General features: G+C 71.1%; 22 protein-coding genes. 10 read left to right on the plus strand and 12 right to left on the minus strand.

The features are described from left to right. Positions 1-43 precede the first annotated feature (43 nt). A complete protein-coding gene (locus Q9S78_RS01270; RefSeq protein WP_311868389.1) occupies positions 44-1,183 on the minus strand; it encodes a thiamine pyrophosphate-dependent enzyme in 1,140 nt (379 codons plus the stop codon). Between the two features lie 145 nt (positions 1,184-1,328). On the opposite strand from Q9S78_RS01270, the gene Q9S78_RS01275 reads away from it, so the two are divergent. Further along, positions 1,329-2,006 (plus strand): response regulator transcription factor, encoded by a 678-nt coding sequence (locus tag Q9S78_RS01275; protein WP_020098405.1) that lies wholly within the window; start codon positions 1,329-1,331, stop codon positions 2,004-2,006. After that, positions 1,999-3,327 (plus strand): sensor histidine kinase, encoded by a 1,329-nt coding sequence (locus Q9S78_RS01280; protein ID WP_311868393.1) that lies wholly within the window; start codon positions 1,999-2,001, stop codon positions 3,325-3,327. Before Q9S78_RS01275 ends, Q9S78_RS01280 begins: the two co-directional genes overlap by 8 nt. Before the next feature lie 33 nt (positions 3,328-3,360). On the opposite strand, the gene Q9S78_RS01285 is transcribed toward Q9S78_RS01280, so the two are convergent. Then, positions 3,361-3,873 (minus strand): ASCH domain-containing protein, encoded by a 513-nt coding sequence (locus tag Q9S78_RS01285; RefSeq protein WP_311868395.1) that lies wholly within the window; start codon positions 3,871-3,873, stop codon positions 3,361-3,363. A gap of 85 nt (positions 3,874-3,958) precedes the next feature. Between Q9S78_RS01285 and Q9S78_RS01290 the strand changes: the two genes are divergently transcribed. Both Q9S78_RS01290 and Q9S78_RS01295 read left to right on the plus strand, forming a co-directional pair. Further along, the gene (locus tag Q9S78_RS01290; RefSeq protein WP_311868396.1) at positions 3,959-4,711 is read left to right on the plus strand and encodes a PepSY domain-containing protein; all 753 of its coding nucleotides are present in this window, start codon (positions 3,959-3,961) and stop codon (positions 4,709-4,711) included. A 156-nt stretch (positions 4,712-4,867) separates the two neighbouring features. After that, positions 4,868-6,277, plus strand: a complete 1,410-nt coding sequence (locus tag Q9S78_RS01295) for a carboxylesterase/lipase family protein (protein ID WP_311858322.1) — start codon at positions 4,868-4,870, stop codon at positions 6,275-6,277. Between the two features lie 25 nt (positions 6,278-6,302). Here Q9S78_RS01295 and Q9S78_RS01300 read toward each other — a convergent pair whose 3' ends face one another. Continuing rightward, positions 6,303-6,881, minus strand: coding sequence for an NAD(P)H-dependent oxidoreductase (locus tag Q9S78_RS01300; protein WP_311858323.1), 579 nt, complete (start codon positions 6,879-6,881; stop codon positions 6,303-6,305). Between the two features lie 451 nt (positions 6,882-7,332). Between Q9S78_RS01300 and Q9S78_RS01305 the strand changes: the two genes are divergently transcribed. After that, positions 7,333-7,764 carry a GIY-YIG nuclease family protein gene (locus tag Q9S78_RS01305; protein WP_311858324.1) on the plus strand — a complete coding sequence of 144 codons (432 nt, stop codon included), beginning with the start codon at positions 7,333-7,335 and terminating at the stop codon, positions 7,762-7,764. 13 nt (positions 7,765-7,777) lie between these two features. Here the strand turns inward: Q9S78_RS01305 and Q9S78_RS01310 are convergent, their stop codons facing one another. Continuing rightward, on the minus strand, positions 7,778-8,563 hold the full coding sequence (locus Q9S78_RS01310; protein WP_311858325.1) for a hypothetical protein: 786 nt from the start codon (positions 8,561-8,563) through the stop codon (positions 7,778-7,780). 134 nt (positions 8,564-8,697) lie between these two features. On the opposite strand from Q9S78_RS01310, the gene Q9S78_RS01315 reads away from it, so the two are divergent. Beyond that, positions 8,698-10,158 carry a sugar porter family MFS transporter gene (locus tag Q9S78_RS01315; RefSeq protein WP_018187680.1) on the plus strand — a complete coding sequence of 487 codons (1,461 nt, stop codon included), beginning with the start codon at positions 8,698-8,700 and terminating at the stop codon, positions 10,156-10,158. 115 nt (positions 10,159-10,273) lie between these two features. On the opposite strand, the gene Q9S78_RS01320 is transcribed toward Q9S78_RS01315, so the two are convergent. Next, a complete protein-coding gene (locus Q9S78_RS01320; RefSeq protein WP_311858327.1) occupies positions 10,274-11,338 on the minus strand; it encodes a histidinol-phosphate transaminase in 1,065 nt (354 codons plus the stop codon). A gap of 48 nt (positions 11,339-11,386) precedes the next feature. On the opposite strand from Q9S78_RS01320, the gene Q9S78_RS01325 reads away from it, so the two are divergent. Beyond that, entirely contained in the window at positions 11,387-11,779 is a 393-nt protein-coding gene (locus tag Q9S78_RS01325) for a phage holin family protein (RefSeq protein WP_018187682.1), read from the plus strand. Here the strand turns inward: Q9S78_RS01325 and Q9S78_RS01330 are convergent. Together Q9S78_RS01330 and Q9S78_RS01335 are read right to left on the minus strand one after the other, a co-directional pair. After that, a complete protein-coding gene (locus tag Q9S78_RS01330; protein WP_311868398.1) occupies positions 11,751-13,043 on the minus strand; it encodes an alpha/beta hydrolase family protein in 1,293 nt (430 codons plus the stop codon). The two genes, Q9S78_RS01325 and Q9S78_RS01330, sit on opposite strands and share 29 nt — an antisense overlap. Beyond that, positions 13,043-13,336, minus strand: a complete 294-nt coding sequence (locus Q9S78_RS01335; protein ID WP_311858332.1) for a hypothetical protein — start codon at positions 13,334-13,336, stop codon at positions 13,043-13,045. Before Q9S78_RS01335 ends, Q9S78_RS01330 begins: the two co-directional genes overlap by 1 nt. A 140-nt stretch (positions 13,337-13,476) precedes the next feature. Between Q9S78_RS01335 and Q9S78_RS01340 the strand changes: the two genes are divergently transcribed. Together Q9S78_RS01340 and purB are read left to right on the plus strand one after the other, a co-directional pair. Continuing rightward, a complete protein-coding gene (locus Q9S78_RS01340; RefSeq protein ID WP_018187685.1) occupies positions 13,477-13,950 on the plus strand; it encodes a low molecular weight protein-tyrosine-phosphatase in 474 nt (157 codons plus the stop codon). Positions 13,951-13,976: 26 nt separating this feature from the next. Continuing rightward, the gene (purB, locus tag Q9S78_RS01345; protein ID WP_311858334.1) at positions 13,977-15,359 is read left to right on the plus strand and encodes an adenylosuccinate lyase; all 1,383 of its coding nucleotides are present in this window, start codon (positions 13,977-13,979) and stop codon (positions 15,357-15,359) included. A gap of 270 nt (positions 15,360-15,629) precedes the next feature. Here the strand turns inward: purB and Q9S78_RS01350 are convergent, their stop codons facing one another. Further along, entirely contained in the window at positions 15,630-15,986 is a 357-nt protein-coding gene (locus tag Q9S78_RS01350) for a hypothetical protein (protein ID WP_116227728.1), read from the minus strand. Further along, positions 15,983-16,624 carry an acyl-CoA synthetase gene (locus Q9S78_RS01355; protein WP_311868400.1) on the minus strand — a complete coding sequence of 214 codons (642 nt, stop codon included), beginning with the start codon at positions 16,622-16,624 and terminating at the stop codon, positions 15,983-15,985. The genes Q9S78_RS01350 and Q9S78_RS01355 overlap by 4 nt, the downstream gene beginning before the upstream one ends. A gap of 95 nt (positions 16,625-16,719) precedes the next feature. Here Q9S78_RS01355 and Q9S78_RS01360 point away from each other — a divergent pair, with 95 nt between their 5' ends. After that, on the plus strand, positions 16,720-17,853 hold the full coding sequence (locus Q9S78_RS01360; protein ID WP_311868403.1) for a PQQ-dependent sugar dehydrogenase: 1,134 nt from the start codon (positions 16,720-16,722) through the stop codon (positions 17,851-17,853). Here Q9S78_RS01360 and Q9S78_RS01365 read toward each other — a convergent pair. The 3 genes from Q9S78_RS01365 to Q9S78_RS01375 all read right to left on the minus strand — a co-directional run bounded on the left by Q9S78_RS01365 (position 17,828) and on the right by Q9S78_RS01375 (position 20,291). Further along, positions 17,828-18,280 (minus strand): hypothetical protein, encoded by a 453-nt coding sequence (locus Q9S78_RS01365; protein ID WP_311868405.1) that lies wholly within the window; start codon positions 18,278-18,280, stop codon positions 17,828-17,830. The two genes, Q9S78_RS01360 and Q9S78_RS01365, sit on opposite strands and share 26 nt — an antisense overlap. 129 nt (positions 18,281-18,409) lie before the next feature. After that, a complete protein-coding gene (locus Q9S78_RS01370; RefSeq protein ID WP_311868407.1) occupies positions 18,410-19,402 on the minus strand; it encodes a DUF2332 domain-containing protein in 993 nt (330 codons plus the stop codon). Positions 19,403-19,493: 91 nt separating this feature from the next. Continuing rightward, positions 19,494-20,291 (minus strand): alpha/beta fold hydrolase, encoded by a 798-nt coding sequence (locus Q9S78_RS01375; protein WP_020098390.1) that lies wholly within the window; start codon positions 20,289-20,291, stop codon positions 19,494-19,496. Positions 20,292-20,314 lie beyond the last annotated feature (23 nt).

Genomic DNA, 20,314 nt, shown 5'->3' on the forward strand with positions numbered 1-20,314 from the left:
CCCGCGTTGAGCGCCTTCGCGAAGGGCAGGGTCTGGATGTCGCTCACGCGTTCCCCTCCTCGAAGGATGCCTCGTACTCGGCGAGCCAGCGCTGCTGCTCCTGCACGAGCGGGTGGGCGTCGCCGTAGACATGGTCGAACATGATGCCCGTCGGGATGTCGCCGAGGGCGTTGGTGCGCACGCGCACGTCGTCGGCGTAGGCGGCGGCGGCGGCGTCCACCTCGTCGAAGAAGGAAGCCGGTGTGCCGCGGTTCTGCAGGAAGGCCCGCATGCGCGCGATCGGGTCGCGCTCGGCCCACGACTGCTCTTCGTCGCCCGTGCGGTACTTGGTCGGGTCGTCGCTCGTCGTGTGCGCGCCCATCCGGTAGGTGAGCGCCTCGATCGCGCGGGGACCGCCACCGGCGCGCGCCTCGTCGAGGGCGAGCTTGCTGACGGCGTAGCTGGCGAGGACGTCGTTGCCGTCGACCCTCACCGACGGGATGCCGTAGCCCTCGCCGCGGCGAGCGAGAGGCACGCGCGACTGGGTCGAGACGGGCACCGAGATCGCCCAGTGATTGTTCTGCAGGAAGAAGACCTGCGGCGTCTGGTAGCTGGCCGCGAAGACCATCGCCTCGTGCACGTCGCCCTGGCTCGAGGCGCCGTCGCCGTAGTAGACGATGACCGCCTCGTCCTTCTCGGGGTCGCCGGTACCGGTGCGGCCGTCGAAGACGAGGCCCATGCCGAGGCCCGTCGCGTGCAGGGTCTGCGCACCGAGGACGAGCGTGTAGATGTGCGTGTTCTGGTGGTCGGCCGGGTTCCAGCCGCCGTGCGTCAAGCCGCGCATCAGGCGGATGATGTCGATCGGGTCGACGCCGCGGGTCGTCACGACGACGTGCTCGCGGTAGGACGGGAAGACGTGGTCGTGCGCGCGGGCGGCGCGCACCGAACCGACCTGCGCGGCCTCCTGTCCGAGGGACGGGGGCCACAGGGCGAGCTGTCCCTGCCGCTGCAGGTTGGTCGCCTGCCGGTCGAAGGCGCGCACCACGACCATGTCGCGGTAGAACGTCTCGAGCTCGGCGTCGGTCAGCGCGTTGATGAGGGGGAGGTAGCGCTCGGCCGCCTCACTGGGGGCGTACAAACCGTCGGCGGCGAGGACGCGGACGACGTCGGATGCTTCGGCCGGAGCCTCGAACGAGGGGGTCACCCTCCCACGCTAACCCCCCGCGCATGGCCGGTTCTGCATGAGGTCGACAACGGATGCCGCGATTCGCCGTGCGTTCAGGACAAGCCGGCCCCGCCCCGGCATCCGCTTCAGCCCCGCTTCAGCGTGCGCACGCCACACTGGGCGCATGCGTGTTCTGGTGGTCGACGACGAGGTGCGCCTGGCCGACGGCGTACGGCGCGGGCTCGAGGCCGAGGGCTTCGCCGTCGACGTCGCGCACAACGGCGTCGACGGACTGTGGCGCGCCCGCGAGACGCGGTACGACGCGATCGTGCTCGACCTCATGATGCCGGGGATGAGCGGATGGAAGGTCTGCGAGGCGCTGCGAGCCGAGGAGAACTGGACCCCTGTCCTCATGCTGACCGCCAAGGACGGCGAGTGGGACCAGGTCGACGCGCTCGATGCCGGAGCAGACGACTACGTCACGAAGCCGTTCTCCTACCCCGTGCTGGTCGCGCGGCTCCGCGCCCTCATCCGCCGCGGCGGCGTCGAGCGCCCCGTCGCGCTCGAGGCCGGCGACCTGCACGTCGATCCGGCCGCGCGACGCGTCCACCGCGGCGACACCGCGATCGAACTGACCTCTCGCGAGTTCGCCGTGCTGCTGCACCTCATCCGCCACAAGGGACAGGTCGTGTCCAAGCGCGACCTCATCGCCGGTGTCTGGGACGACGACTTCGACGGCGACCCGAACATCGTCGAGGTGTACGTCGGGCACCTGCGCCGCAAGCTCGACCGACCGTTCGACCGGACCGCGATCGAGACGGTGCGCGGCGCCGGCTACCGACTGGCGGCCGACGGTGGCTGACCAGGTGTCCGCGAGCGGACGGATGCCGGTGCTCCGCACGCTGCGAGCGCGCATCACCGCCGCCGCGACCGTCATCGTCGCGGTCGTCATGATTCTCGCGTCGATCGGGTTTAGCGCGGTGCTGGGTTCGGAGGTGCGGGACGCGACCACCCGAGCGGCCGAGACGCGCGCCTCCGAGCTGACCACCCGCATCGACGACACGGGCACCGCCGGCATCCCCGACCTCGATGACGACATCGTGCAGGTGATCGACGAGTCGGGTCGTGTGATCGCGGCATCCGAGGACGCGGAGGACGGCACCCTGCCCGCGGATCGCGACGGCGAGGTCGTGACGTACGACGGCGACCCGGTCCTCATCGTCGTGGAGGAGACCGACGACGACATGCGGGTCGTGCTGGCGACTCCGGTCGACGGCGACGAGGCCACGCTCGCCACGGCGGGCTGGCTGCTCGCGGCATCCACTCTGCTCGTCGTCCTCGTGGTCGCCGCCGTCACCTGGTGGGTCGTCGGGCGGGCGCTCCGTCCCGTGGGTCGGATCCGTCGCGAGGTCGAGGACATCACCGCCGACCGACTCGACCGTCGCGTGCCCGAGCCCTCGTCGGGCGACGAGATCGCCGCACTGGCCGTCACGATGAACCGCATGCTCGACCGGCTCGACGCATCCGCGAGCGCGCAGCGCCGGTTCGTGTCGGATGCCTCGCACGAGCTGCGCTCCCCGCTCGCGACCATGCGACAGCACGCCGAACTCGCCCGCGCCCATCCCGATGCGACGACGCTCGACGACCTCGCCGAAGTGGTGGCCGCCGAGGGTGTGCGGATGCAGGACCTCGTCGACGGCCTCCTCGTGCTGACCCGCCTCGACGAACAGGCTCCGCAGCGGCGAGGAGTCGTCGACCTCGACGACCTCGCCCTCGCCGAGGTGTCGCGCCTGCGTGCCGCCGGGGTCACGGTCGACAGCTCCGCGATCACGGCGGTGCAGGTCGCGGGCGACGAACGCCTGCTCGGCCGCATCGCCCGCAACCTGGCCGACAACGCGGCCCGGCACGCGGCATCCCGCGTCGCCGTCGGCGTCGCGCGCGACGGAGCGGACGCGGTGCTGACCGTGGACGACGACGGCACCGGGATCCCCGCGTCAGAGCGCGAGCGCGTGTTCGAACGTTTCGTGCGTCTCGACGAGGGACGGGCGCGGGATGCCGGGGGCAGTGGCCTCGGCCTCGCGATCGTCGCGGGCGTGGTGCGGGCCTCCGGCGGCACCGTCGCGGTGGGCGAGTCGCCGTGGGGCGGCGCGCGCTTCACGGTTCGGCTGCCGGCGGCAGGCTGATCCCCGCCGTCGGCTGAGCCGGACCGCTGAGACTCAGTCGGCGTGCTCGGGCGGCCAGACCACGGCGAAGCGCTCGAAGACGATCTCGTCGCCCTCCGACCACTCCGCGCCGCGCGCGGCGGCGACCCGCGTGAAGTAGCGACGGTGCTCGCGCTGCCAGCTCACGAACGACCGGTCGTCCTCGCCCTCGTCGAACGCGAACGCCGCGTCGGCGCTCGCGAAGGGCCCGACGCGCAGCTCCGTGCTGCGGATGATGATCCGCGGGGCGCCCGTGCCATCGCATGCGATCCAGTGCGAGCCGATCCGCGGCAGCGGGTCGCCGTGCTCGGAGAACTCGGCGACCAGCTCGGAGGTCGCCCGCTTCGGACCGTTCAGCACTGCGTCGAGCAGCTGGTCGGCGAGGCGCGGGCTGTCGCCGAAGTGCTCGACGGTGTACTCGGCTCCGGCCGCAGCGGCGGCAGGGTGCGCCGCGCGGTAGTCGGCCCACATCCGGTCGGCGGCGTCGCGGTCGAGGGGGAAGGCGGCGGAGGAGAGGCTCTCGGACATCCGTCGATCCTCTCACCCCGGCATCCTGAAGACGGCTTCAGGTCGCTTCAGGTCCGCTTCAGTGCCCACTCGGCACTCTGGGGTCATGAGCGAGAACAACACCACCCCCGACCAGACCACCGCCCCCACCGAGCAGTACGCGACCGTCGCCGAGGCCCCCACCGCCCCGAAGCGGCGCGGACGCACGGCCCTCATCGCGGGCGGCGCCACGCTCGGCGCGCTCCTCCTCGTCGGAGGGGGCGTCGCCATCGGCTCCGCGGTTGCCGACGACCGCGACGAGGACGGTCTCGACAGTGTCGCCTCGAGCCGGCTCTCCGACGCCCCGTCCAGCGGGGTCCCCGCCGCGACGACGACGGACACCGACGACGACCGCACCGACGACCGCGCGGACGACGACGCGGCGGGTGCGGCATCCGGATCCATCGGCGCGGCGGGCGCCGACGAGCTCGGCGCGGCCGTCAGCGCCGCGAAGGGGGTGGCCGACGGTGCTCCGACCTCGATCGACGCCGACCGCGACGGCAGCTGGGACGTCACCCTGACGGCACCCGACGGCGCCGAGACCGAGGTGCGCGTGAGCGCCGACGGGAAGGCCGTCGTCCGCGAGACCGAGGCCGCTGACGCGGACGACCGCGCCCCGAAGAACGTGCTCGACGCGAAGACCCTCGCGACCATGGTCGACGCCGCACTGGCCGAGCAGCCCGGCCGCGTCCTCGAGATCGACGCCGACGACGACAACCGCTCGCCGTTCGACGTGTCGATCCTCACCGGTGACCGCAAGATCGTCGAGGTCACCCTCGACGCCGGCGGGAAGGTCATCGCCACCGAGATCGACGACTGAGCGGATGCCGCGGCGCAGCATCCCTCGCTCCGGGCGCGGATCCTTCGGGGTCCGCGCCCGTCGGCGTCCGTCACCCGAGCATGGCGTTCGCATAGCCCCGGATGCCACGATGACTGCCGCGGCCATCATCCGCCGCACCGTCTCGGAAGGATGCCGATGCCTCACCCCTCACCCCGCGTCACCCTCACGACGGGCACCGTCGCCGGGACGGAGAGCGCCGGCGTCCGCCGGTTCCTCGGCATCCGCTACGCGGAACCGCCCTTCGGCGACCGGCGGTTCGCCGCCCCCGTCCCGGCACGTGCGTGGGAGGGTGTGCGCGAGGCGACCGGATTGGGGCCCACCGCACCTCAGAGTCCGTACCAGGGCGATTCGGCGACGCTGCTGAGCAGCGTCGAGATCCCGGGCGAGGACATCCTGACCGTCAACGTCTGGACCCCCGCGGATGCCGACGCCGCCCCCGTCGTGGTGTGGGTGCACGGTGGCGCCCTCGAGCGCGGCACGGCGGCGCTCGAGGGGTACGACGGTACGACGTTCGCCCGCGACGGTGTCGTCTTCGTCTCGCTCAACTACCGCCTGGGGAGCGAGGGGTTCTCGGTGCTCGACGGGGTGCCCCGCAACCTCGGGCTGCTCGATGTCGGGGCGGCCGTGGACTGGGTGTTCCGCGAGATCGCCGCGTTCGGCGGCGACCCCGAGCGCGTCACCCTCATGGGCGAGTCCGCCGGCGGTGCACTGGTCGCTGCCGCCATGGCGATCCCCCGCATCGGCGAGCGCGCGCACGGCGCGATCATCCAGTCCGGGCCGCTCGACGCGTCGACCCCCGAACGCGCCGGCCGCGTCACCCGGGCGATCGCGAAGCACCTCGGCATCCCCGCGACCCGCGACGCGTTCGCCGCCGTCAGCCCGCAGCGGCTCGTCGACGCCCGACTCGAGCTGACGCGGAAGTCGTCGCCGATCCCCGTCGGCGGCTTCGCCCTCGCCCTCGACCCCGCGTCGGTGCCCCGCGCTCCCGAGAAGGCGCTGACGGATGCCGCGGCCCCGATCCTCCTCGGCACCAACACCGACGAGTACCGACTCTGGCTGTCGCCGGCCGCGATCGCCGCGCTCGGCCCGCTCAAGGTCGCCGCCCTCGCCCTGTTCGGGCGGATCCCGGCAGGTGCGATGCGCGCTGCCCGGGCCGACGGCTCACACGGCGCCGAAGCGCTCGGTCAGGCGCTCAGCGACAAGATCCTGCGCGCGCCCGCGACGCGGCTCGCGCAGAACCGCCCCGAACGCACCTTCGTGTACGAATTCGCCTGGCAGAGTCCCGTCCGCGGTCTGCGCGCCGCGCACGCCGTCGAGATCGCGTTCGCGTTCGGCCGGCTGAGCGGCCCCGACGCGGTGGCGCTCTCGGGAGAGGATGCCCCGCAGTCCCTCGCCGACGAGATGCACGGCGCGTGGGTGTCGTTCATCCGCACCGGCGACCCGGGCTGGCCGGCCTTCGGGGCGACGCGCGCGACCCGCGTATTCGACTCCGTCTCGCAGACCGTTCCGCAGCGCCGCACAGAGGTCGTCGACGCCTTCCGATGAGGATCGCGGTGAGGCCGGCGAGCTCTCAGTCGCGGATGGCAGCCGTGATGCGCTCGACAGCCGTGTCGATGTCGGATGCCGCGACACCGGCATCCGCTTCGTAGAGGAACTCGGTGAGTCCGCGCCGGACGCCGCAGTAGTCGAAGATGCCGGTCGCGATCTGCGTCGAGAACGAGACGTCGTACCCGCGCCGTTCGTAGAGCGCCGCATCCGACCCCGCGAGGGGAACCAGGTGCGCGGTCAGACGTCCGAGTCCGGGACGGATGCCGCCGCCCTCACCGACGCCGAATGCCCAGCCGTTGACGAACACGCGATCGATCCAGCCCTTCAGGAGGGCGGGCATCGACCACCAGAACACGGGGAAGACGAGGACGATGTGGTCCGCGCGCTCGATCCTCGCGATCTCGGCTGCCACGTCGTCCGGGTACTCGCCCGCGACGGCGTACGAGTGCCGGTCGGCGGGGGAGAATCGCGGGTCGAAGCCCTCCGCGGCGAGATCGGCGACCTCTACGTCGCCCGTGGGGAGCGTCGCCGCGAGACGCTTCGCGACGTGGTGGGTGAGGGAGGCCGGATCGGGGTGTGCGACGACGATGAGGGTGGACATCCCTCCATCCTGGCTGCCTCGCGGGAGTGGGAGAAGTTTTTAGCACATCTGGCTTGTCCCCCGAAAGGGGGACAAATCGCTCCTCGCGAGGTTCTATATTCGTCCTGCTGTAGACCAACAGTTGGGGAGCTGGTTAGCCCGCACCCGGACTGGTTTCTGGGGGATTCCAGGCGTTCCCGCGTGCGGGCCACGCTACAGCGACACGACCCGGCTGGGGTCAGGGGGACGCCCCTCTCCAGCCGGGTTCGTCCATGAGGGGTTCCGCCCCGGCGTGCGTGCGCGTATCGTCGCCGACAACCCAGCCCCGGGTGTCCGCGCGGGATCGCGTTTCTGCACGTCGCAGTGACGCATCCGGGGGCCCGGTTCGTCGAGTCGATCTCCCCCCTCGACTCCGACCCGGGACCCTCCCGCCGGACGAACGGGTGTCGGCGGTCGCGGCGAGGATGGGCGCGTGCCCGCATCTCTCCCCCGCCCGTGCCGCGTGTGCGGAGGCGTCACCGGCGATCGTCTCGACGACGCCTGGTACTGCGATCGTTGCGGCTGGCGACTGGGCGACGCCCCCGACGCGGACCTTCCCCGACCGCGCGTGGACGTCGTCTACTACCTGCGGTTCCGCGACCGGGTGAAGATCGGAACGTCCGCGACGCCGCGACGCCGCCTCGCCGCGATCATGCACGACGAGCTGCTCGCGTTCGAACCGGGTGATCGCCACGTCGAGCATCAGCGGCACGTGGAGTTCGCCGACCTCCGCGAGGGAGGCGAGTGGTTCACGCTGACCGGCGACCTGGCGACGCATATCGCCGACGTGCGCAGCCGGATCGGGGAGCCCTGGGCGGCCTACGACCGCTGGCTCGGCGACGCCTACCGCCGCTTGTCGTCCTGATCGGTGGCCGAGCTCAGCCCCGGTCGAGGAAGACGCCGACGCGATCCCCCTCGAGGACGAACTGGAGAGCGCGGCCCTCGCGGATGCCGGGGAGCGCACCGGGCGAGAAGTCGTCGAGGCCGAAGGTGACCGTCGCGGGGAAGGCGCCCGTCTCGCATCCGCTGTAGATCGGCCCGTCGATCCCCTGGTCGGTGTCGGGATCGAACTCCCGGGCTGACGGGATCAGCGAGGTGGGCGCGACCGCCAGGCAGGGGAAGGGGTCGACCCTCGCCTCCGGCCCGTAGTTGACCGTCTGCACGAACAGCGTGAGGCCTTCGTATTCGAAGATCGGTGTGTCCTCGCTCCGCCCGAAGAAGCCGACCGGCACCTCGACGCCGTTCGTCGGTTCGAGGGTCGCACTCTGCCGGATTCCCGCGGAGCTCGGGACCGGCGTGATCTCCGCGACCGAGTACGCGAGCCCCGCACCCACCGCCGCGGCGACGACCACCGAGACCACCCAGAGACCCCGCCTCACTCCTCGGCGGCGCCACACGCTCGGCGCGGGGACGGCTAGGGACGGCGCGGGCCCTTCCCGCGCGGCATCCATCTGCGCGTCGGCGTCGTCGACGGTGTCGTCGGTGTCGTCGGTGTCGGCAGGCGCCGGCGGATCGGTCCGCTCCGCGACCGCAGGCGAGCGCCGCCCTGCCTCCTCGAGTTCCTCCAAGCGCCGCATGGCCGCGGGATCGAGATGGATGTCGGCGGCCGGCCCGTAGGCGCGGGCGCGCAACGCGCGAAGCTCGTCAGTGACCGGGATCCCCATGCGAGCATCGTGACACACCCCCATCCGGCACCCGGACGATGAGAACCCGCGGGCCGACAGGCATCCATTACCGGATTCTCGCGCTCGCGCAAGTCCACTCTCGGCTCGTGGGAGCGGGGGTAACCTCGTCCCTCATGAGCACTACCGGCACGATTCCCGCAGACGCCTTCTCTATCAAAAGCCCCTACGGGCGACGAGCGATCGGGCTGTCGATAGCCGCGGCGGTCGGTGGCTTCCTCTTCGGCTTCGACTCGTCCGTCATCAACGGTGCCGTCGATGCGATCGAGGGCAACTTCGAGCTCGACAAGGTGTTGACGGGATTCGTCGTCGCCGTCGCCCTGCTCGGATGTGCCGTCGGCGCCATCATCGCCGGAAACCTGTCGGACCGCTGGGGCCGCCTCAAGACGATGATGCTGGGCGCCGTCATGTTCCTCGTCTCGTCGATCGGCTCGGGTCTGACCTTCAGCGTGCCCGACCTCATCGTGTGGCGCGTCATCGGCGGCATCGGCATCGGCATCGCCTCGGTCGTCGCCCCCGCCTACATCGCCGAGATCGCGCCGCGCCAGATCCGCGGCAGCCTCGCGTCGCTGCAGCAGCTCGCGATCACCCTCGGCATCTTCGCCGCCCTCCTGTCGGACGCCGTCCTCGCCAACAGTGCCGGCGGCGCCGCGGAGCAGCTGTGGCTCGGGCTCGAGGCCTGGCGCTGGATGTTCCTCGTCGGCGTCATCCCGGCGGCCGTATACGGCATCCTCGCCTTCACGATGCCGGAGTCCCCGCGGTTCCTCCTTGCCAAGGGCCGCAACGACGAAGCCCGCGAGGTCTTCTCGCGCTTGGTCCCCCAGGCCGACCTCGACAAGTCCGTCAACGAGATCCGCTCGGCGATCGAGCAGGACCGCAAGAGCAAGAGCGCGTCGCTGCGCGGCCCGGTCCTGGGGCTCCAGGGCATCGTCTGGGTCGGCATCATCCTGTCGACGTTCCAGCAGTTCGTCGGCATCAACGTGATCTTCTACTACTCGACGACGCTCTGGAAGGCAGTCGGCTTCGACGAGAGCAACTCGCTGACGATCAGCGTCATCACCTCGATCACGAACGTCGTCGTCACGCTCATCGCGATCTGGCTGGTCGACCGCGTCGGCCGCAAGCCGATCCTGCTGACCGGCTCGGTGCTCATGACCCTGTCGCTCGCGACGATGGCACTGGCGTTCGCCTTCGCGGTGACCGTGGACGGCGAGGTATCGCTGCCCGGTGCATGGGGTCCGATCGCCCTCGTCGCCGCGAACCTGTTCGTCGTCGGCTTCGGCGCGTCGTGGGGCCCGCTCGTCTGGGTGCTGCTCGGCGAGATCTTCCCCAGCCGCATCCGTGGCAAGGCGCTCGGTGTCGCGGCCGCCGCACAGTGGATCGCGAACTTCCTCATCACGGTGTCGTTCCCGGCGATGTCGGGCTGGTCGCTGCCGCTCACCTACGGCATGTACGCGCTGTTCGCGGCCCTGTCGTTCGTGTACGTCGCCTGGCGCGTGCCCGAGACGAAGGGCATGGAGCTCGAGCAGACCGAGACCCTGTTCGTGCGCAAGCAGAAGGAGAAGTCCTCGCGCTGAGCCGCGACGGGTTCCGGGGACGCGAGACGTCGCCCGAACCGCCCGACACAGAAAACGACGCGTCCCCGGAGTGCCCGATTCAGGGCTCCGGGGACGTCGTCGTCTCAGGGCGCGGTCAGGGAAGGACGGATGCCGCGACCTCGACCACGCGATCGATCGACTCGTCCTCGCCCACCGACACACGGACGCCGTCGCCGGCGAACGGCCGGACGACGAGATCGGCGGCTTCGAACGCCGCTGCGACCTCGAGCGAGCGCTCCCCCGCGGGCAACCAGACGAAGTTGCCCTGCGCGGTCGGGACGTCCCAGCCGATCTCGCGCAGCCGCGTGACCAAGCGGTCGCGCCGCTCGGCGACGACGGCGACCCGCTCACGCAGCTCGTCCTCGGCATCGAGGCTCGCGAGAGCCGCCGCTTCGGCCTGCGCCGTGACGGATAGGGGGATGCCGGCGCTGCGGGCGACATCGAGGATGCGGGGGTGCCCGACGGCGTAGCCGATGCGCAGACCCGCGAGCCCGTAGGCCTTCGAGAAGGTGCGGAGGATCACGACGTTGTCATGCCCGGCGGCGATGACCTGCTCGCCCTTGACCGCTGCGGCATCCGTCACGAACTCGACGTACGCCTCGTCGAGGACGATCAGCACATCCGAGGGGACGGCCGCGACGAACGCGTCGAAGTCGGCCTGGGTCACCACGGCACCGGTGGGGTTATTGGGCGTGCAGACAAAAACGGCGCGGGTGCGGTCGGTGACGGCCGCCGCGAGCGCGGGAAGGTCGACGGCGGCGTCGTCATTCAGCGGCACCATGACGGGGGTCGCACCCGTGACCGTCACGATGCCGGGGTACGCTTCGAAGGAGCGCCACGGCAGGACGATCTCGTCGCCGACGGATGCCGCGGCCTGAGCGAGCTGGTACAGGATCGACACGGAACCCGCGGCGATGTGGATGCGGTCGTCACTCACGCCGAACCGCTCGGCGAGCCGGGCTCGGAGCCGGCCGGCGAGCGCATCGGGGTAGCGGTTGAACGCGACTGCACCCCGCACCGCGTCGACGACGCCGGGCAGGGGCTCGAACGGGTTCTCGTTGCTGGAGAGCTTGTAGGCGGTGGCGCCGGCCTGCTTGCCCTGCTTGTACGAAGGGAGGGCGGCGATCTCAGGGCGAACCCGGATGGGGATGTCGGTCACGCGACGAGTCTACGAGCGGCGTGGCGGCGCGCGTGGGAGACTGCGAGCATGCGCTTCATCATCCGCGTCGTGATCAACGCATTCGCGATCTGGGTCGTCACCCTCATCGAGCCGCTGCGCGTCGAGGTCACCCCGTTCGCCCCCGGCGAGACGCTGCAGCTCGTGCTGTCGCTCCTCGCCGTGGCGGCCGTGTTCGCGATCGTTAACACCGTGATCGGGACGGTGCTGAAGATCCTCGCCTTCCCGCTCTACATCCTGACCCTGGGTCTCATCTCCCTGGTGATCAACGGCTTCCTGTTCTGGCTGACCGGATGGTTCACCGAGTGGTGGGGCTGGGGCCTCACGGTCGAGTCCTTCTGGCTCGGCGTCGTCGCCGCCCTCATCATCTCGATCATCAACTTCGTCTTCGGGATCATCCTGCGTCCGCAGACGAAGGCGTGACGCCCTCCTCGGTGTCGTAGACGAACACCTCGACCGATACGGCCTGCCCTAACTCGGCGAGACGCTGCCGGACGGCATCCACCCGCGGGTCGGAGGATGCGTCGAGCATCTCGGCGGTCTCGGTGTAGGCATCCATCTGGTGGGAGTCGAGACCCGGCCAAGGACTGACGTCCCGCTCGACGACCATGCTGCCCTGAGCGCCGATCGATCCGTCATGCCCTCCGGCGGCCAGGAGGGGCACAAGATCGTCGCTGTGGCGGAGGTCGACCTGCAGGGTGTCGGCGCCGACGTCGGCCTGCACGGGATTGCCGAATCCGACCAGCATCGGCACCTCGTACTCCTCTTCGAGCGCGACGCGGCTGGCGATCATCGCGCCCTGCGAATGCCCGCTGACCATCACCGAGTCGCCCGGCTTCGCGCCCGCCTTCTCGAGCGCGATCCGGACGGACTCATAGGACGACGACGCGGCACCGAGGTACAGGGGCACATTCGTCCTCATGCCGAAGGTGCCGACGTCGCCCTTGGTGCGCGTCCCCGAGACGTAGAGAGCGAACCGCCGACCTCCGCCGGGCATCGTGTACCGCTCGACGCGGATGTCTCCCGGTCGCTCCGTCGACGGCTGCCGCCGGGCGAGGGCCGACATCGACTCGGGCGCCCTGCCCTTCGCGACCGTGATCAGCGAGACGGTCGGTGTCCTCGGCGTTCCCACGAGTCTGCTGCCGTCGGGGATCGCCCCCTTCCCCGCAGCGCGGATCGCGAGCGCGCCCGCGCCGTAGAGACCCATGGTGCCGGCGCCGAGCGTGCCGAGGAGGAGGCTCGGCCAGAACAGCTCGCGCGCGACCGTCGCGAAGGGGTTCGGAGCATCGGCGACCGCCTGCTCCGCGAGCGCTGCGGCCGCGGGAGAGGATGCCTCGAGCTGCTCGATCCGGCGGGCGAGAAGCACCGCGTCACGACGATCCGCGGCGTCCCCTGCCGCCGCGGCAGCGTGACGCGCCTGCAGCTCGACGAGCTCGTAGGCCGTTGCGGTGTCGCGCAGCGCGGTCACCAGCATCCGCCCCTGCTCGGTCACCGTCTGAGCGATCGTCACGGGGTGGCCGACCATCACACCGGTCACGGTGATGTCGAGCAGTTGGTCCGCCTGTCGCAGCGTCGTGCCGAGCGTCTCCGCATCGGCCACGGCCAGGTCGGCTCGCGCGGCCGCATGTCGGAGCGTCTCGGTGTCCACCGCGACGACCCGCCCGCTGCGGATCTCGAGATCGCCCATCAGCCCGCCGCCTCCGCCACACGCCGGTCGAGACAGGTCTGGTCGATCACGGCCTGGATGACGGCGGTCAGTTGCACCAGCTCGCTCTCCCAGGCCGACACCGCTGCGCGGAATGCATCGGCGGCATCCGCACTCCAATCCACGAGGTGCGCGAGACCGCGGACGTCGGCGAGCAGGCGAAGTGCCTCCCCGTCAGCTTGCCGCAGGAGGGCCAGGGCCTGATCGAAGGTGGCGAGACGCTCCTCGAGAGGGGTGCCCCAGAGGTACGGGTAGGGCGCGACGACATCGGACATGCGTCGAGGGTGGCCCGCGGCATCCGTCTGCGAGCGACCCTGACGAAGCCCGGTGGATGCCTCAGGAACCCCCCGGTCTGTGCAGAAGGCGCTTCGATCAGCACAATGGAGTGGTGCCCGCGCCCGATGATGCTTTTCGCGTGGTTTTCGTGTGCACCGGGAACATCTGCCGCTCCCCCATGGCGGAGGTCGTCTTCCGGTGGTTCGCCGATCAGGCGGGACTCGGCGACCGCGTCGTCTCGACGAGCGCCGGCACGGGCGAATGGCACGTCGGGGAGCGCGCGGACAGCCGCACCCTCGATGCGCTCGAGCGGCGCGGCTACGACGGCACCCGCCACCGGGCGAAGCAGTTCTCGCGTGAGGATTTCGACCGCAACGACCTGGTGATCGCGCTCGACCGCTCGCACGAACGGATCCTGTCGGAGTGGGCACGGAGCCCCGCTGACGTCGACAAGCTCGCACTCCTGCTGAACTTCGACGCGCGCGCGGACGGTGCGCTCGACGTCCCGGACCCGTACTACGGCGGCCCCACGATGTTCGACGAGGTGCTCGGTATGATCGAGAGCGCGAGCCGGGCTCTGTTCCGGCAGCTCGAACCCGCGCTTCGCCGGTGAGCGCACCCCCCACCGAACGGAGTCGCGTGTCCTCCCTGCCCTCGATGTCGCTGAGCCCCCTCGACGGACGCTACGCCCCCGCCGTCGCTCCCCTGACCGAGTACCTCTCCGAAGCCGGCCTGAACCGGGCCCGCGTCGAGGTCGAGGTCGAGTGGATCATCACGCTCACCGATCGCGGACTGTTCGGTTCGTCCGCGCTGACGGACGCGCAGAAGGAGTCGCTCCGCGCGCTCTACCGCGACTTCGGCGCCGACGAGATCGGCTGGCTCGCCGAGAAGGAAGCGGTCACCCGCCACGACGTCAAGGCGATCGAGTACCTCGTGCGCGACCGCCTCTCGACCCTCGGACTCGACCCGATCGCCGAGCTCACGCACTTCGCCTGCACCAGCGAGGACATCAACTCCGCCTCGTACGCTCTCACCGTCCAGCGCGCCGTCGAGCGCGTGTGGCTGCCGAAGCTCCATGCCGTGGTCGAGTCGCTGACGCAGCTGGCCGAAGAGCACCGGGATGCCGTCATGCTGTCGCGCACGCACGGTCAGCCGGCGACGCCCTCGACCATGGGCAAGGAGCTCGCCGTCTTCGCCTGGCGCCTGCAGCGCGTCGCCGCGCAGATCTCGCATGGCGAGTACCTCGCGAAGTTCTCCGGTGCGACCGGCACGTGGTCGGCGCACCTCGCCGCTGAGCCCGACGTCGACTGGCCCGCCCTGTCGCGCGGCTTCATCGAGGGTCTCGGCATCGGCTTCAACGAGCTGACGACGCAGATCGAGTCGCACGACTGGCAGGTCGAGCTCTACGACCGCGTGCGGCACGCGGGCGGCATCCTGCACAATCTCGCCACCGACGTGTGGACCTACATCTCGATGGGCTTCTTCGCCCAGATCCCCGTCGCGGGGGCGACCGGGTCGTCGACGATGCCGCACAAGATCAACCCGATCCGGTTCGAGAACGCCGAAGCGAACCTCGAGATCGCCGGCGGCCTGTTCGGGACGCTCGCGTCGACGCTCGTGACCTCGCGGCAGCAGCGCGACCTGACCGACTCGACGACGCAGCGCAACATCGGCGTCGCGTTCGGGCACTCGCTGCTCGCGCTCGACAACCTGCAGCGCGGCCTCACCGAGATCTCGCTATCGCGCCACGTGCTGCTCGCGGACCTCGACGCGAACTGGGAAGTGCTCGCCGAGGCGATCCAGACCGTCGTCCGCGCCGAGATCGTCGCCGGCCGCTCGCAGATCACCGACCCGTACGCGCTGCTGAAGGACCTCACCCGCGGCCGCCGCGTCGGCGCTCCGGAGCTCGCCGAGTTCGTGAACGGGCTCGACATCGGGGATGCCGCGAAGCAGCGCCTGCTCGCCCTGACGCCCGCCGGCTACGCGGGCGTCGCTGACCGGCTCGTCGACCTGCTGCGCTGACGCGCGCGGTCTGGGGCGCCAGGCGTGCGGTCGGTCGCCGCGCGTGTGGCCCGGCATCCGCTCGCGCCGAATGGCGGGTTCAGCGCGCGCGAAGTCGCACGTTGACGCGGCTGGACGCCGGCCCTACCGTTCAGTCGCGCCGAATGGCGGGTTCAGCGCGCGCGAGGCCGCACTTTGACGCGACCGAACGCGACAACCGGGCCGAGCGGATGCCGCAGCGCTGGCCGGCGCACCGCGCAGGCCGAACCGCAGCGCAGACCGAAGCCCGGGTCAGTGCCCGGAGGGCGGGGCCGGACGGCGACCCGCGTCGCCCTCACCGGGCGTCGACTCGTCCTCGGCGTCGAGCAGCAGTCCCCGCTCGACCGGCTTGGCCATCTGCGCGGGGTCGACGGCGAGCAGCGACAGCGCCATGATCACGAGGGTCGCGATGAAGGTGATGCCCGTGACGATGCCGGCGACAGCCCACGCACGCAGGTGCTGGTCGACGTCGCTCCCCGGCCGCTGATCCTGCAGCACGCCCATCGAGACGAGCGTGACGACACCGGCGAACACCGCCGCCAGCAGGGCGAATCCGAGCAGCTGCACCGGACGCATCAGGTCACGACGGGTGGGGTTCTTCTCGCTCATGCGCGGCCTCCAGCGGCATCCGTGTCGGCCGTCTCGACGGCGGCCGCCGCGTCGGGGCGGGGTGAGAACGCCGCGATTCCCAAGTACACGGCGACGATCGCCGCGTAGCCGCCCAGGACACCCACGCCGATCGTGATGCCGGTGAGGCTGAACGACTGTCGCGCCTGGGCGATGTAGTACTCGAGCAGGTAGTCCCGTTGGACGAACAGCAATGCGACGCCGAGGAGCACCGTGAGGCTGCCGACGAACACGGCCTCGCGCGCGGCGGCGTCGCCGCGACGGCGTCCGAGGACGCCGATGACGAGTTCGGCCGCCCCCGTCACCAGCGCCCAGACGAGGACGGTCGTGAAGAAGCCGTCGACCGTGCGGAGCGCCGGGAACGACGCGACCATCCCGGCGACGAAGGTCAGGGTGCCGAGGAGCACCGCCTGCCAACGCTCGCCGGCGCGAAAGACGAGCCAGGCCGAGAGCAGGAGGATCAGCGCGGTGGCGATCGCGAACCCGCTGAACACCGACATCCCGACCGGCGCGGAATGGTCGACCGAGAACGTGATCATGATCGCCGCGAGAGCCGCGAAGAGGGCGCGACCCATCTGCAGGTGGCGCACCTCGAAGGTGCGGGGGGCGACGTCAGACACAGGCGTGGTTCTCACAGACAGGAACGGGATGCCCCCAGTTTAGGTCGTTCACCTGGGTTCGCTCTCCGCGGGGCCCGATGCGGTTGACTGGGCGCATGTCGCCGCGTCGCCGCACCTCCTCGTCCGTCGCCGGGGTCGGTGTCGCCGCCGCCCTGCTGCTCAGCGCGTGCACGCCGGCGGAGGACCCCGACGCCGCATCCCCGACACCCTCCTCGGCGCCGAGCGCGAGCCCGCGCCCGACCCCCACCGCGACACCGACGCCGACGCCCGTACCGGTGACGCCCCGCACCGTCGCGAGCGGGCTCGACGCTCCGTGGTCGATGGCGGTGGTCGGCGACGTCGTGTTCGTCAGCGAGCGGGACACCGCCCGCATCCTCGAGGTATCCCTCGACGGGACCACGCGCGTCGCCGCCACCGTCGAGGGCGTCGTGCACAGCGACGAAGGCGGGCTCCTGGGCCTCGCCACCGACGGTGACGCGCTCTACGTCTACTCGACCGCCCGCAGCGGCAACCGCGTCGAGAAGTACCCGCTGACCGGGACTCCCGGCTCGTACGGTCTCGGCGAGCCGGCGGCCGTCATCGACGGGATGCCGGCCGGCACCCACCACAACGGGGGCCGTATCGCGTTCGGTCCCGACGGCATGCTCTACATCGCGAACGGCGACACGAGCGACGAACCGGCCTCGCAGGACCCGGGCTCGCTGGCGGGCAAGATCCTGCGGATCGCCCCGGACGGCGGCATCCCGTCGGACAATCCCGACCCGCAGTCAGCGGTCTACAGCCTCGGACACCGCAACGTGCAGGGCTTCGCGTGGGCCGAGGACGGGACGATGTTCGCGAGCGAATTCGGTCGCAACTACCGCGACGAGCTCAACATCATCGAGCCGGGCGGCAACTACGGCTGGCCCTCCGTCGAGGGCGCCGGCGGCGAGGCGGATGGGTACATCGATCCCGTCCAGACCTGGCCGACGGATGCCGCCAGCCCCAGCGGCATCGCCATCGTGAACGACACGATCCTCATCGCCAACCTGCGCGGGCGCGTGCTGCGCGCCGTCCCCGTGGCGGACCCGTCGACGTCCACCGAGCTCAGCGCCGACTACGGCCGGCTCCGTGACGTGACCGTCGGCCCGGACGGCACCGTGTTCGTCCTGACGAACAACACCGACGGACGCGGATCACCGCGGGAGGGCGACGACCGGATCGTCAGTCTCGCGGTGCCGCGGTCCTGACCATCTCGCGGATGCGCTGCTCGACAGCATCCGTCATCTCGATCACCGCGAACGAGACCGGCCACATGGGACCGTCGTCGAGCTGCGCGGTCTCGTCGAAGCTGACCGTGCCGTAGCGGGTGGTGAACTTGGATGCCGGCTGCCAGAAGACGACGACCTTGCCGTCCTTCGCATAGGCCGGGAAGCCGTAGAACGTCTTCGGGTTGAGGTGCGGCGTCTCCTCGAGGACGATGACGTGCAGTCGCTCGGCGACGATGCGGTCGGTGCCCTCGAGCGCCTCGATCGCGTCGAGGCAGGCCTGGTTCTCCTTCTCGATCTTCGCGAGACCCTTGAGTCCCTTCATCGCCTTGAACTCCTCGGCGCGCTGCTTCATCGCCGCCTTCTCGGCGTCGCTGAAGCCGGCGCCGTCACTGGTCTTGCCTGCCATGGTCGATCCTCTCGGTGTCTTCTGCCGATGTTGCCAGGTGCGGGGGTGCGGGGCGAGGGGGTCGGTTCCGGGGACGCGTGGTGTCGCGGGAATGCCGCCGAAGCGGCGCGTGGCGTCCCCGGAGCGCGATCAGAGGCCGCGGTAGCTGCGGCCGTGGGGGTGAGTGAGGGCGACGGGCTCGCCGTCCACGGCGAGGACGAATCGGTGCCGCTCCCCCGGCGGGACGATCCGCTCGAACTCCGGGACCACGCCGAGCCCCTCGTTCGAGAGCCAGACGGCATCCGTGTCGGCCATCGTGCGGCGGAAGCGCTCGCGATCCTCGGGACTCAGGTAGGCGAGCACCGCGGTGTGGAAGACCACGAGGGTCGCGTCGGCGGGGGCGGATGCCGCGGCATCCGCGATCAGGTTGTTGAGATCGCCGGCGCGGATCTGTGCGGGATCGGATGCCGCGACCGCCATGGCGGCACGGAGCCGGGCGCGCCGGTCCTCGTGCTCCGGCCACACGAGGGCGTCGAGCCAGGCGAGCGTGTCGGGGTCGGCGGGATCGAGCGGGTTCAGGTCGATGCCCCCGCGCCAGACGACCTCGGGCAGGCGCGTCGGGGGCGCGGCATCCGAGAAGTCGCAGTCGATCACGACGCCGGACGGTTCCGTCGGGTCGAGTGTCGTGACGGTGCCGTCGTCGGAGGTGTAGCGGTATGCGTAGCGATCGGGATACAGGCAGAGCCCGGCGGAGGCACCGACCTCGAGCAGCGCGAGCGGACCGGGGATGCGCGCGAGCTGCGGCAGCAGCACGGCGCAGCGCGCGGCTTCGTTCGTCTGGGTCGCGTGGGTGAGTGCGATGTCGCGGATGCGCGGCCAGCGCGCGATCGCCGCGCCGCGGGCATCGCGCCACGACGCGACCGGCACACCGGCGACGCGCATCGCCGCGAAGACCAGGTTGGCCTGCCGCTTCGCGCGCGGCAGCTCGTCGATCAGCGCGAGTATCTCGGCGTCGTCCGCGACGCCGAGGGCCCAGCCTTCGTATGTGTCGGACGAGCCGCGGGCCTCGACGGAGCCGAACGTGCGGTAGTGCTCCGCCGTCGGCGAGTCGGAGGCCACGCCCCACGACGAGAGGTCTGTCATGACGCGAGCGTAGTCCGCCACGAAGTCCCGATTGGGCCGGGTATGCCCCGGCGATTCCCGGCCGGAACGGGACCTCGACGGATGCCGCGCCCTACTCGGCGAGGAAGGCCAGCGCCGCCTCGCGGAAGGCGCGGGAGCCGGGCGCGTTGAAGTGGTGGCGGTCGGGGATCTCGACGAACCGGCCCTGGGGGGTCGCCGCCGCGAGCGTGCGGGAGCCCTCGATGATGCCGTCCTTCGTCCCCGTCGCGAACAGCACCGGCTGGGCGGGAGCGTTGCCCGGGTCTGGGTCGACCGTGCCGGTCGCGCGCATGCCGCGGGCGATCGCGAGCAGGGCGCGCAGGTCGTTGCCGGGCACGCGCTCGGTGAGGGTGATGTAGTTCAGGGTCACGGCATCCGTCACCGGCGTGCCCTCATCGACGTACGCCTGAACCTGGTCGAGGTCGAGTCTTCCGAGCGGAACGCCGTCGGGGACGCCGCCGAGGACGACGCGCGGGATGCGGGGCTCCAGGTCGCGGGCGACCTCCCAGCCGACGCGGGCGCCGAGCGAGTACCCGACGTAGAGCGCTTCGTCGACGAGGTAGGTGTCGAGCACCGCCTCGACGTCGGTGACCATCGTCCGGAGCGCGTAGGCCCGCGACTCGTGCGGCTTGTCGCTGGCGCCGTGACCGCGCTGGTCGACGGCGAGCACACGGTATCCGGCACGCAGCAGGTCGCGCACCCAGCCCGTGTTGACCCAGTTGTCACGCGCGCTCGAGGCGAACCCGTGCACGAGGAGCACCGTCGGGGCATCCGCCGGTCCCCACTCGTAGGTCGCGATCCGGTACCCGTCGCCGACCATGACGAACTGCGGGTCGGGGGTCTCGGTCAACGCGGGGAAGACGGTCGTCATCCCCCGATTGTGCACCCCCAGGT

This window comes from Microbacterium aquilitoris, assembly GCF_031932285.1.
Taxonomy (GTDB): Bacteria; Actinomycetota; Actinomycetes; order Actinomycetales; family Microbacteriaceae; genus Microbacterium; species Microbacterium aquilitoris.